This window comes from Hymenobacter sp. UYP22, assembly GCF_040547285.1.
GTDB lineage: Bacteria > Bacteroidota > Bacteroidia > Cytophagales > Hymenobacteraceae > Hymenobacter.
In genome coordinates this window covers 53479-69266 of sequence record NZ_JBEPPK010000012.1, presented here as the reverse complement: position 1 = coordinate 69266, position 15788 = coordinate 53479, and the positions used below count along the sequence as shown (strand labels likewise).

At 59.7% G+C, this 15788-nt stretch carries 14 protein-coding genes; 8 read left to right on the top strand and 6 right to left on the bottom strand.

Annotated elements, in window-relative coordinates:
- Nucleotides 1-96: 96 nt before the first annotated feature.
- The 5 genes from ABIB60_RS16910 (at nt 97) to ABIB60_RS16890 (ending at nt 5709) form a co-directional block, all read left to right on the top strand.
- Nucleotides 97-1293 (top strand): XdhC family protein, encoded by a 1197-nt coding sequence (locus ABIB60_RS16910; RefSeq protein ID WP_354581574.1) that lies wholly within the window; start codon nt 97-99, stop codon nt 1291-1293.
- Nucleotides 1294-1465: 172 nt separating this feature from the next.
- Complete coding sequence (locus ABIB60_RS16905) at nt 1466-2059, top strand: nucleotidyltransferase family protein (protein ID WP_354581573.1); 594 nt, start codon at nt 1466-1468, stop codon at nt 2057-2059.
- A gap of 86 nt (nt 2060-2145) precedes the next feature.
- Nucleotides 2146-3552, top strand: a complete 1407-nt coding sequence (locus ABIB60_RS16900) for an MFS transporter (RefSeq protein WP_354581572.1) — start codon at nt 2146-2148, stop codon at nt 3550-3552.
- Between the two features lie 110 nt (nt 3553-3662).
- The gene (locus tag ABIB60_RS16895; RefSeq protein WP_354581570.1) at nt 3663-4181 is read left to right on the top strand and encodes a DinB family protein; all 519 of its coding nucleotides are present in this window, start codon (nt 3663-3665) and stop codon (nt 4179-4181) included.
- 85 nt (nt 4182-4266) lie between these two features.
- The gene (locus ABIB60_RS16890) at nt 4267-5709 is read left to right on the top strand and encodes a T9SS type A sorting domain-containing protein (protein WP_354581568.1); all 1443 of its coding nucleotides are present in this window, start codon (nt 4267-4269) and stop codon (nt 5707-5709) included.
- 108 nt (nt 5710-5817) lie between these two features.
- Here ABIB60_RS16890 and ABIB60_RS16885 read toward each other — a convergent pair whose 3' ends face one another.
- From ABIB60_RS16885 to ABIB60_RS16875, 3 genes are all read right to left on the bottom strand, one after another.
- Entirely contained in the window at nt 5818-7494 is a 1677-nt protein-coding gene (locus ABIB60_RS16885) for an amidohydrolase (protein ID WP_354581566.1), read from the bottom strand.
- Between the two features lie 28 nt (nt 7495-7522).
- Complete coding sequence (locus ABIB60_RS16880; RefSeq protein ID WP_354581564.1) at nt 7523-7966, bottom strand: hypothetical protein; 444 nt, start codon at nt 7964-7966, stop codon at nt 7523-7525.
- Between the two features lie 91 nt (nt 7967-8057).
- Entirely contained in the window at nt 8058-8831 is a 774-nt protein-coding gene (locus ABIB60_RS16875) for an AMP nucleosidase (RefSeq protein WP_315999021.1), read from the bottom strand.
- A gap of 245 nt (nt 8832-9076) precedes the next feature.
- Between ABIB60_RS16875 and ABIB60_RS16870 the strand changes: the two genes are divergently transcribed.
- The 3 genes from ABIB60_RS16870 to ABIB60_RS16860 all read left to right on the top strand — a co-directional run bounded on the left by ABIB60_RS16870 (nt 9077) and on the right by ABIB60_RS16860 (nt 11822).
- The gene (locus ABIB60_RS16870; RefSeq protein WP_354581562.1) at nt 9077-9475 is read left to right on the top strand and encodes a type I restriction enzyme HsdR N-terminal domain-containing protein; all 399 of its coding nucleotides are present in this window, start codon (nt 9077-9079) and stop codon (nt 9473-9475) included.
- Between the two features lie 111 nt (nt 9476-9586).
- Complete coding sequence (locus tag ABIB60_RS16865; RefSeq protein WP_354581560.1) at nt 9587-11413, top strand: PAS domain-containing sensor histidine kinase; 1827 nt, start codon at nt 9587-9589, stop codon at nt 11411-11413.
- A gap of 4 nt (nt 11414-11417) precedes the next feature.
- Nucleotides 11418-11822 carry a response regulator gene (locus tag ABIB60_RS16860; RefSeq protein ID WP_354581558.1) on the top strand — a complete coding sequence of 135 codons (405 nt, stop codon included), beginning with the start codon at nt 11418-11420 and terminating at the stop codon, nt 11820-11822.
- Between the two features lie 14 nt (nt 11823-11836).
- On the opposite strand, the gene ABIB60_RS16855 is transcribed toward ABIB60_RS16860, so the two are convergent.
- From ABIB60_RS16855 to ald, 3 genes are all read right to left on the bottom strand, one after another.
- Nucleotides 11837-13729: an LTA synthase family protein gene (locus tag ABIB60_RS16855; RefSeq protein ID WP_354581556.1), complete on the bottom strand. Its 1893-nt coding sequence runs from the start codon at nt 13727-13729 to the stop codon at nt 11837-11839.
- Between the two features lie 73 nt (nt 13730-13802).
- Nucleotides 13803-14402, bottom strand: a complete 600-nt coding sequence (locus tag ABIB60_RS16850; RefSeq protein WP_354581554.1) for an SMI1/KNR4 family protein — start codon at nt 14400-14402, stop codon at nt 13803-13805.
- 130 nt (nt 14403-14532) lie between these two features.
- Nucleotides 14533-15660, bottom strand: a complete 1128-nt coding sequence (gene ald, locus ABIB60_RS16845; RefSeq protein WP_354581552.1) for an alanine dehydrogenase — start codon at nt 15658-15660, stop codon at nt 14533-14535.
- Nucleotides 15661-15788 lie beyond the last annotated feature (128 nt).

Genomic DNA, 15788 nt, shown 5'->3' with positions numbered 1-15788 from the left:
GGGTCAACCGTTGAATGGTAAATTCAGATTCGTCGCTTTGCTCGGAATGCCCATTTCAGCCAACACTGCCGTCTTCCTGCCGTATCCTCTTACACTATGACTGAACTACAACGTCTGCTAACTGCCTACGATGCGCACCGCGCCGCCGGCCGGGCCTGTGCCCTAGCCTCGGTAGTAGATGTGGCCGGCTCGGCCTACCGCCGGCCCGGGGCCCGCATGCTGGTCACCGATGAGGGGCAGCTAACCGGGGCCATCAGTGGGGGCTGCCTGGAAGGTGACGCCCGCCAGCGGGCCCGCCGCGTGATTCAGCAGGGCCGCCCCGCGGTGGTAACCTACGACTCCACCGACCCCGACGACGACCTGCAGTTTGGGGCCGCGCTGGGCTGCCAGGGTATCGTGCAGATTCTGCTGGAGCCCCTGGATTTTCAGGACCCCGACAACCCGGTGGAGCTGTTGCGCTGCTGGTCAGCAGGGCTGGCGCAGCCGGCGGTTATTGCCACGGTGTTCAGCCTTTCGGCCGCCGGAACGGAGGTGCAGGTGGGGCAGCGCCTGGCCTTGCTTCCTGATGCCTCCGTTGATAGCACTCTGCCCGCTGGCGCCGATATATACCCCAGCGTGGTGCAGGCGGCGCGGGCGGCTCTGGCGGCGCGGCAGCCGGCCACGCACCATATAGCTACGGGCGGCGGTAGCGTGCGGGTGAGTTTAGAAATACTGCGGCCCCCGGTGCGCCTCACGGTGTACGGGGCCGGCAACGACGTGCAACCCGTGGTGCGCCTAGCGTCCGGCCTTGGCTGGCAGGTGCGGGTAGTGGATGGTCGTCCGGCCCAGGCCCAGCCCGCCCGCTTCCCTGAGGCCGACACTGTGCGGGTGCTGCCCCTGGCCCAGGTGAGCCAGGAGCCTTACGACGGCAGCTTCGCCCTGCTGATGACCCACAACTACTACTACGACCTGGAAGTGTTGCGCCACCTGCTACCCGATGCCAGCAGCCGCTACATCGGGTTGCTGGGCCCCCGCAAAAAGTACGAGCGGCTGCTGGAAGACCTGCACCAGGAAACGCCCGACGCGGCCGCCCGCTTGCAGGGCCGCATCCACAGCCCCGTTGGCCTCAACTTAGGCGGCGAAACTCCCGAGGAAATAGCGCTGTCTGTAATAGCCGAGATTCAGGCGGTACTCACCGGCCGCCCCGCCGGCTTCCTGCGCGACTCCCCACACCCCATCCATCCGCCTCTGCAAGCTACCGCACCTCTGGTGCCCGAAGGCCGCGTAGATGTGGCGTGCGCCATCGGCCAGTAAGCGCATAGTAACATAGTAGCGCATAGTAGCGCGAACTTTGTAGTTCGCGTCCCCGAGCCGTCGGATTTATTATAACGGTGCGGAGACGCGAACTACAAAGTTCGCGCTACTGCTTTTTCAGCCTTCAAACTTTACCACCAGACAGCTACCCGTCCGGTAGCCCGCCAGTCCAATGTCCAACGCCGTACTACTGCTGGCTGCCGGTGCCTCCTCCCGCCTTGGCCGGCCCAAGCAGCTGGTGCAGTTTCTGGGGCAGAGCCTGTTGCGCCGCGCCGCCGAAACGGCTGTGCAGGCTGCTGCGGGTGCGCCTGTGGTAGTGGTGACCGGCGCCTTGCACGAGGAGTTGTTGCCGGAGCTGGTGGGGCTGCCGCTGCAGGCAGTGCGGTGCTCGGAGTGGGAGCGGGGTATGGGGGCTTCCCTGAAAACCGGCCTGCACCTGCTAGATCAGCTGCTTCCTTCGCCCGCCGGCGTCCTAGTTATGCTCTGCGACCAGCCGCTGGTTACGCCGCAGCTCCTACTGGAACTGCAAGCAACGCAGGAGCAAACCGGCCTGCCCATCGTGGCTTCCGCCTATGCCGATACCCAGGGCGTACCCGTGCTGTTTGCCGCAACAGCAGTGCCGCTGCTCCGCCGGCTGCCCGATGCCGGCGGGGCCGGGCAGCTCCTGAAACGGTACGCGGCGCAGGTAGCATCGGTGGCCTTTCCGGCAGGTGCCCTGGATGTGGATACGCCCGAGCAAGCCGCGGCCTTGCAGGCCCTGGAGTAAGCGGCAAGCGGCCAACCCAGCTACTTGCTAACCTCAGCCGCTAAATCCCGTTATCTTGCCCGAACCTACCTCAATCCCCTCCTTGTATGCGCGACGCTACCGCCGCCCAAGCAGCTCCGGCCGCTGACCTGTACCATATTCCTAAGGATGACAAGCGCATCACCCGGGGCTGGACGTTCTATGACTGGGCCAACTCCGTGTACCCGCTGGTTATTACCAGCTCCATCTTCCCCATCTACTGGGGCGCGATGGTAAAGGAAGTTACCAAGACTGACAGCGGTAAAAGTCCGGTTGATTTCCTGGGGTTTCAAGTGCCGGGCTCCTCGTTGCTGACCTACGCTATTTCCGCTGCCTTCCTATTCATTGCTCTCATCAGTCCGTTTCTTACGTCCTTAGCCGACTTCTCGGGGCGGAAGAAGCTGTTTATGCAGATTTTCTGCTACCTCGGGGCTCTGTCCTGCGCCGCGCTGTTCTTCTTTACCCCTGAAACGCTCACGCTTAGCACCTTCGTGTTTGTGCTGGCTACCATTGGGTTTTCGGGCTCCATCGTGTTCTACAACTCCTACTTGCCGCTGATTTCCAGTGAGGAAAAGTACGATTCCTTGTCGGCGCGGGGCTTTTCCATGGGCTACATCGGCTCGGTGCTGCTGCTACTGATTTGCCTAGGGCTGATTATGGGCCACGAGAAAATTGGACTGGAAGAAGGCTTTGCCACCCGGCTGGCGTTTCTACTCACCGGCATCTGGTGGGCCGGTTTCGCTCAGGTTTCCTTTTTCTCTTTACCGCCCGACCCCGGCCGGCCCGCTGGTGCGGTCGATGATTCGGGTTGGCTGCTCAATGGCTTCCGCGAGTTGGGCAAGGTATGGGCCCAGCTCAAGCAACTGCCTAACCTTAAACGGTTTCTGCTGGCCTACTTCACCTACAACATGGGCGTGCAGACGGTAATGTACGTAGCCACCATTTTCGGCGACGAAGAACTGAAGCTGGAAAGCTCCGCCCTCATCCTCACTATCTTGCTGCTCCAGATTGTGGGTATCCTGGGCGCATACTTGTTCTCGAAGCTCTCGGAGCGCATTGGTAACACCCGGGCCCTAAGCTGGGCGGTGTTCATCTGGATGCTGATCTGCATTGGAGGGTATTTTGTGCAGGCGGGCTGGTCGTTTTATGCGCTGGCAGCTGTCATTGGCCTTACCATGGGCGCCGTGCAAAGCTTGTCGCGCTCCACTTATTCCAAAATCATTCCCGAAAATACGCCCAATACGGCCGCTTTCTTCAGCTTCTTCGATGTAACGGAAAAGCTCAGCATTGTAATTGGTACAGCCGTTTTCGGCGTCATTGCGCAGGTTACCGGGTCCATGCGCAACAGCATTTTGTCGCTCATCGTGTTTTTCGTGCTGGGCCTGATTTTCCTGCTCCGGCTGCGCGGCAAGAAGCTGCGCGACGAGGCGCACGGGGCTGATCCGAAGCTGGCCGAAGGGCTCAGCGGCAACTAAGGGCTGCTCTCAGTAGGCCGCCAATCCAGTTATATTGCAGTACTTGCCCACGAGCACCGGCCGCCCCGGTGCTCGTTGTCTTTTCCTTCGCCCTCAAACTGTACGCATTTATGCACACGTCCTCCCTCCAACAAAATATTTTGGCTGAGCTTGACCATGAGTTGGCTACCACCCGCAAGCTGCTGGAGCGCGTCCCCTACGACCAGGCCGACTTTCAGCCCCACCCCAAAAGTATGAAGTTGTGGCAGTTGGCTACGCACGTGGTTAATCTGCTGGCCTTCAAGCAACTGTTTGTGCAGCACAGCTCCCGCGACTTTCTTGACCCCAACGGCCCCAAGCCCGGCCCCACACCTACCAGTTCCGAAGAGTTGCTGCAACGCTTCGATCAGTATAGCGCCAGCCTGCGCCAGGCCCTACAGGACTCTGACGACGAGCAGTTGACCGGCAGCTTCCGCCTGCACCGGGGCGAGCAAACCCTGCTGGAGCGTTCCAAAGGCGCGGCCATCCGTATCATGGGCCTTAACCACAGCATTCATCATCGGGGCCAGCTGTCGGTGTACCTGCGTTTGCTCGATATTCCGCTGCCCGCCATGTACGGTCCTTCAGCCGATGATCCGAACTGGATGTAGAAGCGCAGGAATCAATTATTTGAAAATCAGATAAAACGGTATATTTCGATGAAGAAATTGATTGTTTTATCTCATTTTCAAGTATATGATTGTCCACTATATTCTGGTTGCCCGCTACGTTGCGGCATTGGGCGCGGCACTGTTACTGCACCTGCCTGCCAGCGCCCAAACGTCCCGCATCGACCCTGCTTTTCCATCGGTGCAGGCCACTTTGCTTGAGAACGGGACATTGGTACCAGCTACTGTTCAGGACATAGTGCGGCAGGCTGATGGGAAATACATTATTGGGGGCAATTTTACGGCTATCAATGGTACGCCCGCATCCGGGTTAGCCCGTCTGGAAGCTAACGGCACCCTTGATGCAGCTTTTACGGCGGCCTGCCAGACCAATGGCCCCGTCAGTTCATTAGCTTTACAGCCCGATGGCCGCCTGTTGGTTGGGGGGAGTTTTACCACGCTGGCTGGCTCACCCCAAGCGTACGTAGGACGGCTGGAGCCTTCCGGTATCCTTGATGCATCTTTCGCTCCTTATGCCCCGCCAGTTAGAGCAGCAGGCGGGGTTAGCAAGCTGCTGATACAGCCTGATGGCAAGGTACTGGTAGCAGGCTTGTTCAATCTGCAGGGTGCCGGCCAAGCCGATCAATATGTCGTACGTCTGAGCGGAAGCACTGGTCAGTATGACCCCAGCTTCCAGTTTACGCCTCCAACCCCGGATACCTCCCCAAGAACCATACTAGTGCAGCCCGACGGGCACGTGTTAATGGGGGGCAACGGGCCATCTTACCGCCGAGCATTTATGCTCACCCGGCTCCGCCCTGATGGTTCCGTAGATGCCGGTTTCAACACCCTTGAAAGTACATTTACATCGGAGCTGAACACGTTGGCGCTGGATGCTCAGGGTAGAATTTACGCAGGTGGAATGTTCCAAAACGGACCCGGTAACGCTTTTTTGCGCCGATACCTACCTAATGGCACAATTGACCCGGACTTCAATTACCCCAGAACACCTGCTTCCCAATACGCCGGCACTATTTCAGCCATAGCCCTTCAGCCCAATGGGCGACTGTTAGTGGCTCAGGCAAAGGGAGCAGAGCGGTTGCTGCCCAACGGTAGCTTCGATACTAGCTTTATCACGGGTATAGGAGGCTCTGTTCGGCAGTTTCTGGTGCAACCTGATGGGGCCATTATGGTAGCCGGTACCGCCCTGATGGGCACGGGAGCAACTGGCGCGGTTGGGCTGGTGCGCATTCTGGATGCGAATGTGCTGCGGATGCAGCCATCGGTGGCGGAGAGTCGTACGGCGGCCTGGCCGGTTCCAGCGCACGACGTGCTGCATCTGGAACTGGACGCCGCCAGCAAACCGCAACGGGTGCAGGTGCTGGATGCCCTAGGCCGGCCGCGGCTCACACTGGAACAACCCGGTACCCAAGTTAAACTTCCGCTGACCCACTTGGCTGCTGGTGTATACCAAGTGCGGGTAGAATACGCCAACGCGGGCCAGGTGCGGCGGCGTGTCGTGGTGCAGTAAGTACACCTACTGACAGATACCAGAAGGGCCCGCCTAGCAATATGGCGGGCCCTTCTGGTATCTGTCAGCAGTTGCTTTGAGTTTCAGAAGCTTAGTAACGCTTACCTGCTAACGGGCAAACACCCGCTCCCCGGCTATCCAGGTTTGCTGCACCTGGGCAGTGCGGAGGGTTTCTTTGGGCGCTTTCAGCAAATCAATGGGTAGCAGCACAAAGTCGGCCGCCATGCCGCGGCGGATGCTACCTTTCTGTTTGTCCTCGAAAGCGGCGTGGGCGGCCCAGATGGTCATGCCCCGGAGTGCATCTTCGCGGCTCAGGGCGTTTTCCATCTGGAAGCCACCAGCCGGGTAGTTCTTAGCATCCTGCCGGGCTACGGCCGAGTGAAAGCCGAACAGCGGGTTGATATCCTCCACCGGAAAGTCGGAGCCCAGGGCTACCTGGCCATACTGCTTACGCAGTTGCTCGTAGGCGTAAGCGGTTTTGAGGCGCTGCGTACCCAGCCGCTCCCCGGCCCAGTACATATCGGAAGTGGCGTGGGTGGGCTGCACGGAAGGCACAATGCCGAACTGCCCGAACTTGGGCATGTCGGCGGGCGTGATAACCTGGGCGTGCTCAATGCGCCAGCGCCGGTCTTTCTGCCCTTTCAATGCCTGTCCGTAAATATCCAAAATAATGCGGTTGGCCGAGTCGCCGATGGCGTGGGTATTCATCTGAAACTTGCTGGCTGCTAGCTGCTTGGCCAATGCCCGAAATTCCTGCTCGGTAGATAGCAGGAAGCCGGTTTCCTGGGGCCGGTCGGCGTAGGGTGCTACCAAGCAGGCACCGCGGGAGCCCAAGGCCCCATCGGCGTACACCTTAAAGGAGGCCACCGTGAGGCGGTCTTTAAACACGGGGCCCTTCTGCAAATAAAAATCTTTGTTTTCTGGGGTGGGGGCCAGCATGGCGTACAGGCGTACTTTCAGCTTGCCGGCCTGCTGCAAGGCGTCGAGGCGGTCAACGTTGGCCTTATCCAGGCCTGCATCGGCCATGCTGGTGAGGCCCACGGCCACGCAGCGCTGCTGGGCTTCCAGCAATGCCGCTTCGGCCTCTGCCGCTGTCGGGTCCGGTATCTTGCCTGCCACCAGCTTCACAGCATTATCTACCAGCAACCCTGTGAGACGGCCTTTGGCATCTTTGGTAATGGTGCCCCCACTAATAGGCGTGCGGGCCGAAACCCCAGCCAGGTCCAGCGCCTTCTGATTTACGAGAGCCGCGTGCCCATCTACCCGGATAATGAAAACGGGCGTATTCGGGAACAGCGTGTCCAGAGTGTCTTTAGTGGGGAACTGCTTGTTGGGCCAGTCGTTCTGGTCCCAGCCCCGGCCCGTGAGCCAGGCGGCCTGGGGGTACTGCTGGCGCTGCTGCTGCAGCTGCTGCACCACCTCCCGCCAGGAGCCGGTACCCACCAAATCGGCGTCGCGCAGGCCCAGGGCGTAGCGGTAGAAGTGGCAGTGGGCATCGTAAAAGCCCGGGTAGATAAACTGCCCCTTGGCATCTACTTCTTTCTCCGCCTGATACTTGGCCTTGATTTCATCGGCCGTGCCTACGGCCACAAATTTGCCATCCTTTACAGCAAAAGCCTGGGCCGTGCTAAACGCCGAATCGACGGTGTAGACGGTGGCGTTGAATACCAGCAGGTCGGCGGGTTGGCGGGAGGTACTTTGGCAGGAGCTGAGCAGCGTGGCGGCTGTCAGCACCGGCAGCATACCGGCTCCCGCTTGCCGCAAAAGAGTAGAGGAAAGCATCATGCCACGAATGTACGTAGCCGGCTGCCAGTTACCGCACCTGCCGGGCGCGGGCCTTGCGGGCGCAGCTACGCAGCCATTGCCGTGCGCTGTCCTCATCCGTAAAGCGCCGAAAATAATAGGGCAAGTTTACTTCCTCGGTCTGCTGCGGTGTGTAAGGCGTAGCCAGCACGCCCGCCAACTGGTGCGGCGACATCAGGTAAGCCAGGTAGACGGTATTACCCAGACGGGGCTGTAACTGCGGAAAGTATTCCTCCATCAGCCAGGATACATCGGCGGCTCCCAGCGGAGAAAGGCGCCGGGTAATGTCAACCAGCCAGCAGCTGCACTGGTAGTCGGCGGCCGTATCGAGCAGCTGAGCATAGCCCCGGTGCAGCTCAAACGGCATCACGGAGCGTTGCCACCGGCTTAGCAAGGTGCGGCGGCGCCCTTCGTAATTGATGTACAGGTAAGGAGGGGAAGCTACTTCCGGCATACGCGAGGGGGCTACAACAGGCGGGGCCTGAGCTTCACTACTACTAGGAAACCCAGGCCCCGCGTCAGGCAAGGTATGTACTTATTGGTACTTATTCGAAGCGCATGTGCTTCACCGACTCCCCGGAGTTTTTCAGCTCCAGCAACGACTCAATGCCAATCTGCAGGTGAGCGTTTACGAAGTCGGCGGTTACCTTCTTGTCGCTTTCCGAAGTTTTCACGCCTTCCGGCGTCATGGGGTTATCCGAAACCAGCAGGAGGGCACCGTGGGGAATTTCGTTCACGAAGCCCACCGTGAAAATGGTAGCCGTTTCCATATCCACGGCCATAGCCCGGATCTGGCGCAAGTATTCCTTGAAATTCTCATCGTGCTCCCACACCCGGCGGTTGGTGGTGTACACGGTGCCCGTCCAGTAGTCTTTCTCGTGCTTCTTGATCATGCTGCTTACGGCCCGCTGCAGGCGGAAGGAGGGCAGGGCCGGAATTTCGGCCGGCAGGTAGTCATCAGAAGTACCCTCGCCCCGGATAGCGGCAATGGGCAGAATTAGGTCACCGAGCTTGGTTTTATTTTTCAGGCCGCCGCACTTGCCCAGGAACAGAGCTGCTTTGGGTTTCACGGCCGAGAGCAAATCCATAACGGTAGCTGCCATGGGCGAGCCCATACCAAAGTTGATAATAGTGATGCCGTTGGCCGTAGCCGTTTGCATGGGTTTGTCGAGGCCCCGCACTTCGGTGCCAAACTGCTCGGCAAACATGTGCACATAGTTGATAAAGTTGGTCAGCAGAATGTACTGGCCAAACTCATTCAGGGCCACGCCAGTGTAACGGGGGAGCCAGTTCTCGACGATGTCAGATTTAGTCTTCATAAGGGGAAATATAAGAGTGTTGCTTGGAAAAAGGCTGCAACGGGGCCGGCTACTGCTCCGGGCAGCAACCAGCTACGTGCAGCCGGAAAATTCAGGTACAAAAAAACCGTCGGAACCCTACGAATCGGGTGCGACGGTACGGGGCGAAAAGCGGGAGTTGAGTGCCCAGGGCCGTACCTTTGGAGGTGATGCAAGAGTTAAACCTGCCGCCTTTCGACTGCAAAGTTACACAATCCAGCGAAAATTTGCTAATCTGGGACGTGCTGCGCCGCCGGAACGTGGTGCTGACACCCGAGGAATGGGTTCGCCAACACGTGGTGCATTACCTCATCAACCACCGCGGCTACCCCAAGGGGCTGCTGAGCCTGGAGCGGGGCCACCGCTACAACCAGCGCCAAAAACGCACCGACCTGATTGCCCTGGATGCCGCCGGCCGCCCGCTGCTGCTGGTAGAGTGCAAACGGCCCACGGTACCCATTACGGCGGCCGTGGCCATGCAGGCGGCTACTTATAACCAAACCATCGGGGCTCCGCTGCTGCTGCTGACCAACGGCCTGCAGCATTTCTGCTGGCGCGTACACTTCGAAGCGCGTTCCAACGAGCAGTTAGCCGAGGTGCCTTGGTACTCCGGCAGTATTGAGTAGGAAAATACCCATTCGAAAAGTTGCGGTTGAGTTGCGGTAATTCGCTTTCTTTAGGCTTGGTTTTGCGTGCGGTACCAGCCGGAGTGGCTGGGGCACAGGTTGTTTCTGTCTATGAGTGTTGCGGCCACGATACCTGAACAAGCGCAATTCCTGCTGAATCCGCGGGCCGTGGTGGTCCTGGATGCGGCTGGCAATTTGCTGCGGGTTACTACGGGTTTTGCCAACCTGGTGCAGCTACCTGCCGATGCGCTGCTGGGCACCAACCTCGCCGCGCTGCTTTCCGGCCCCGAAGCCCAGATGTTGCCGCAATACCTGCAGCAGGCGTTGGCTGGCCGGCCCGTTGATTTTACCACCGAGCTACCCCAGCAGCGTGGCACTCTAACGATGCTGCCGCTGCCCGGCCTGCCAGAGCAGCCGGGCTGGCTCTACGGGGTAGTGCAACCCACGGAGTCGGGGGCCGTTACGCAGGCTGCCCTGGAGCGGCAGCGTCACCTGGCCACCGTCCTCGATGCCACCGCCGATGTGGTGTTTGTGCTGAACGTGGAGGGTGCCGACTACCGGTTTGTGTACGTGAATAAGGCCTTCGAAACCACTACCGGCCTACCGGCCGATAAGGTAGTGGGGCAACTGGTTAAGGCCATTATTCCAGAACCGTCGCTGAGTGAGGTGCTGCAGCACTATCAATTAGCTGTTACCACCCGCCACCCGGTTTCTTGGCTGGAAGTATCGGAGTACCCCAACGGCCGCAAAACCGGTGAGGTCAGCGTAACGCCCGTATTTGCGGCCGACGGCAGCTGTCAGCTGGTGGGTACTGTGCACGATTTGACCCAGCAAAAAGAGGCGGAGGCCCGGCTGGAAGTCAGCAACGAGCGGTTCCGGTACGTACTGAAAGCTACCACCGACGCCCTCTACGACTGGAACATTGCCGCCGATACCCTGTACTGGGGGGAGGGATTTGAAACCCTGTTTGGGCACCATTTGGAGCAAAACCCCACCCCGTTCAGCAAATGGGGTGATTTGGTAGCGCCCGCCGAACACGACCGGGTGGTAACAGGCCTGCGTCATACTGCCCTAGAAACCACCAACGAGTTCTGGCAGCAGACGTACCGGTTCCAGCGGGCCGATGGCTCCTGGGCCTTCGTGTACGACCGGGGCTACATCCTGCGCGATGAGCAGGGCCGGGCTTTCCGCATGATTGGAGCTATGCAGGACGTATCGGCGCAAAAGGAGGCGGAAGAGCAGCAGAACCTTTTGCTGAAACGGCTGGAAAAGCAGAATGCCGACTTGCAGCAGTTCACCTACATCGTGTCGCACAACCTGCGCGCCCCGCTGGCCAACTCCCTGGGGTACGCCACGCTGCTGAGCAAGGTCGAGAAGGCGTCGCCGGTGTTTGATGAGTCGCTGAAAAACCTGCACACCAGCCTGCAGCTCCTGGATACAGTGGTAGCCGACGTGACCAGCATCCTATCGGTGCGCGACCAGCAGGGCAGTATGCGCCCCGAGGCGGTAACCATTGCCACGGTGTGCCAACAAGCCCTGCACAGCCTGCAGCAGCAACTGGCTGCCTGTGGGGCCCAGGTTCTCTGCCAGATTCCGGATGACTTCCGGATACTAGGCAGCCGGGCGTACTTTCACAGCATCTTCCACAACCTGCTTTCCAACGCCATTAAATACCGCTCCGATGAGCGCCCGTTGCGGGTTGTAATTGAAGCCGCCGCTTTGCCTGATGGCCACCGCCAGCTGGTGGTGCGCGACAATGGCCAGGGATTTGATGCGGGCCAGAACGACGTGTTTCAGCTATACCGGCGCTTCCATCCCAGTATGCCGGGCCGGGGTATTGGCTTGTACCTGGTAAAGGCCCACGTAGAATCCATGAACGGGCGCATCAGCGTCTGGAGTGAGGTAAATACCGGTACCCGGTTTACGCTTCTGTTCTAGTATTATGCTCGTGAAAACCTACCTCATCGACGATGATACGCTCAGCATCTACCTCACGGAGCAGCTGCTGCGGGCCGAAGGTTTTTCCACTTCCATCAGTACGTTTCACTCGGCAGCGCAGGCCCTAGGCCGGCTGGTGCAGGACACGGAGGACACGCCACCGCGGGTAGTGTTTCTGGACCTGAATATGCCCGTCATGAACGGGTGGCAGTTTCTGGATGCGCTGCAGCCCTACGAAAGCCAGCTGCAAGGCCGCTGCCACATTTACATCCTGACTTCTTCGCTGGCCCTCACCGACCTGGAAAAGTCCCGGGAATACAACCTGGTTTCGGGTCTGATTCACAAGCCCATCGACACGGAGGAAATCCGGGCTATCCAGGCCGAGCTAACCGATGAAGCTGAGGAATAGGCCGAGGAGCCAGACTAGCGGTATAGCCGATTATCCAGTAGGCCGTCCGTGAAATACTGGGTGGCGGCCATTAGCTCGTTACCGTACTGCCGTACTTTCTGCGGGTCGGGGTGAGGTAGGGGCGTTTCCGGGAGCTGGTGAATGCGGTAGGGGTAAAGGCGAATCTGGTTGTCGGGGGTAAGCTCCGTTACGTAATCGGTGTGCACCAGAAAGAGGGAGCCGCCGCTCAAAAACAGCGCCCGGCCCGAAGTGCGGGCATCAAACACGGAGTAGCCAAACGGGAGTAGCTGGCGGCCGGCGGGCACGTTCAGCAGGTCCAGCACGGTGGCGGGTACATCGGCCTGCTGGGTGATGCGGTGCACGTTGGCGGCCGGCAACTGCCGGCCCGGATGAAACAGCAGCAGCGGCGTTTTGTAGTTGCCCAGCGTGTTCTGGTAGTCTGGCCTATCCGATTGGGACGTATGGTCGGCCAGCAGAATGAACAGGGTGTTGTGGTACCAGGGCTGACGGCTGGCCGTTTTGAAGAACTGGCGCAGGGCAAAATCGGTGTAGCCAATTACCTGATGGATGGGCAGCGTACCACCCGGAAACCGCCCCGCATACTGCCGGGGCACTTCAAACGGCTCGTGGGAGCTGAGCGTAAACACCGTACTGAAAAACGGCGGTTTCTGCTGGCTTAGCTGCCGCGCGAAATACTGCAGGTAGGGCTCATCAGCAATGCCCCAGTGCCCATCAAAGTCTGGGCTCTTCTCGGCGCCCGGATATTCATTCAGCCCGTAGTACTGCTGCACGCCCGCAATGCCGCTGAACGTGTTAAAACCCATCGTGCCATTCTGCGCCCCATGAAACACGGAAGTGGCGTACCCTTCCCGGCCCAGAATTTCGCCCAGCCCGTGCAACTCGTCGGTCTGAAAAGTGGAGGTGATAAACGGGTGCTCATTCAGGGAAGGTAGGCCCGCCAGTACAGCCGGTAGTGCCTCAATGGAGCGCCGACCGTTGGCGTAATGGTCCCGGAAAAAAAGTCCGTGGATAGCCAGCGAGTCGAAAAACGGGGTGTACCCCTGGCCGGCGTTTTCGATGCCGGTATACTCAGAGGCGAAGCTCTCCAGCAGCAGCACTACCACGTTGTCGCGGGGGGCACCGGGGCGGGGGCGAGGCGGCAGCGGAGCAAGAGCCCGCCGCACCGAATCGGGGGAGGCGAAAAATTCCCGTCGTTCCAGGGTTTGAGCGCCCAGACTTTTGAGGAAGGTGAACGTGCTATTCAGGGCCACGTGGCCCAGTGCGGGCGGCGTCTGCATAAAAGCATGCCCCGTGCGCAACGGCTTGAGTTGTACCCCACCCCGGATGCCCAGCACCACCAACCCGCCTATTACCACCACCTGCGCCAGGTAACGCCCCACTAAAGCCGGCCGGCTGCGGGCAGGCCCGGGAGCCGCCGCAGCGGGTTTGGGCATGGGGTAGAAGTACCACAGCGCCGCCAGCAGCAGCCCAAACGGTACCAGTAAAAACCAATATTCAATTACCAGTTGTCCGGCCTGTCGGCGCACATCATCCCCGATGGTAAACAGTTCGTTGCTGGTGCGCCGCCCGATAAAGCGGAAGTATTCCACATCAATCAGGTTGAGCGCAATGCCCAAGCTGTTAAGCAGCAGCCACACCACCCGCACCATACGCTGCCACAGCGGGTTGCGGCTGGGCACCAAGCTCAGCACCAGCCACGGCAGATTCAGCAGCAGCAGGCCCGCCATATCAAACCGGAAACCGTGCCAGAAGGCCAGCGCCACCTGGCCGAGCGTGGCCTGAAAAGCGGACTGGTTGAACAGATAGAAGCCCAGGCGCAGGAGAAGGTACACGCCCAGCAGCAGGGAAAACCGACGAACCAGCAGGCGCAGAAACTCGGAAGGCATACGTCAGACACGGGAGGCAGCGCCCCCAACAGATTCAGAGCAGGAAAGGAAAGCGGCGGAAAGACGCGGCTAGCTACAAAGGTTGCAGCCGCACCTGTTGGCCGTCGGGCAGGTCCTTGATTTGCCGGTGAAACTCGGCCAGCCACGCCAGCCGCTCCGTTACCGATACGGCTTTGGCGCTGGGTTTGGATTGGCCCTTGGTAGCAATACACAGGGGCGGATACAGGCTCAGCAACTGCCCGGGCTGCAGTATACCGCCCGCTTGCTGAAACGCCCGCAGCGGCTCCATGCCCAGGGCATCCAGCGGAAATTTCTCCACCCCAAAAAGGAAGTGCTTAAAGTCCACTTCCAGGTCGGCCAGTTCCCCGGTTTCGGTATCCAGCCACAGCACGGCGTCCCCACGCAACAAAAACTGGTTGCCGGCGCAGTCCTGCGCAAACGGAATATCCGCTTTCTGCACTTCTGCATAGGTGCGCCACAAAGCTCGCTCACCCTGCCATACACTGGCCAGGGAATGCCAGCTGGGAGCCGCCACGCAGCCCCGGATATGCAGCCCGCCGAAGTAGGCCACTACGCCGTTCTGCTCCCGCAAAAATGTCTGCAGATACGTGGGTAGCTTCGCAAACGTCACCAGGTCCGTTAGCTCACCGCCGGTATAAAGAATGCCTTTCAAGAGAAGAAAGAGAAAAAGTAGGAGGAAAAATACGGAGCTGCGCACGACAGCTAAAAAGTAAAAGTTGAGTGTTCCGGCGCATTGCTGCACCTAAACACTCAACTTTTAGGGTTGGCTTGCTAGAGCTGGCTTAAACAGCAGCAGCTTCCATCACGGACTCCACCGATTCCAGGGGCAGACCCCAGGCGTCGGCTACGCCTTTGTACACCACTTTGCCGTGCACCACGTTCAGGCCGAGGCGCAGGGCCTCGTCGCGGCGGCAGGCTTCCTGCCAGCCCAGATTGGCCAACTTCACGGCGTAGGGCAGCGTGGCGTTGGTCAGAGCCAGGGTAGAGGTGTACGGTACGGCACCCGGCATGTTGGCCACGCAGTAGTGCACGATGTCGTCGATGATGAAGGTGGGGTTTTCGTGGGTGGTGGGCTTGCAGGTTTCGATGCAGCCACCCTGGTCCACGGCCACGTCTACCAGCACGGTGCCGGGGCGCATGGTTTTCAGCATGTCGCGGGTGATGAGGTGGGGAGCTTTGGCACCCGGAATCAGCACCGCGCCAATGATGAGGTCGGCCGTTTTGATGGCTTCGCGGATGTTGTACTCGTTGGAGTACTGCGTCACCACGTTCTTGGGCATGAAGTCGTCCAGCTCACGCAGACGGTTCAGGCTGATGTCCATTACGGTTACCTTGGCACCCAGACCAGCAGCAATTTTAGCCGCCTGCGTACCCACAATGCCAGCACCCAGTACCAGCACTTCGGCGGGCTTTACGCCGGGTACGCCGCCCAGCAGAATGCCGCGGCCTTTCAGAGGTTTCTCCAGGTATTTAGCACCTTCCTGGGGGGCCATGCGGCCGGCCACTTCGCTCATTGGAATGAGCAGGGGCAGGGCACGAGTGGGCAACTCTACAGTTTCGTAGGCCAGGCACACGGCTTTGCGCTCAATCATGGCGTGGGTCAGCTCCTCGCCCGAGGCAAAGTGGAAGTAGGTGAACAGCAGCTGGTTTTCCTTGATGAGCGGGTATTCCGAGGCAATCGGCTCCTTCACCTTCACAATCATTTCCGCCTTGGCGTACACGTCCTCAATAGTGGGGAGCACCGTGGCACCCGCCTGCTCATACTCAGCGTCCGAGAAGCCGCTGCCGTTACCGGCCGTAGCCTGCACGTACACGTCGTGGCCATGCTTACGGAATTCAGCTACACCGGCCGGCGTCAGGCCCACACGGTTTTCGTTGTTCTTAATTTCTTTCGGTACGCCGATTAGCATGGCTCGAAACAGGTGAAGATGGGGTGGATGGGGGAATGCCGCAAAACGGCGGAGCAAAGATAAGTCGGAATCCGGTGTGGTTGCACCGCAAAAAATATGTCCTCCCACGCGCCGCGCAAGAGGACATA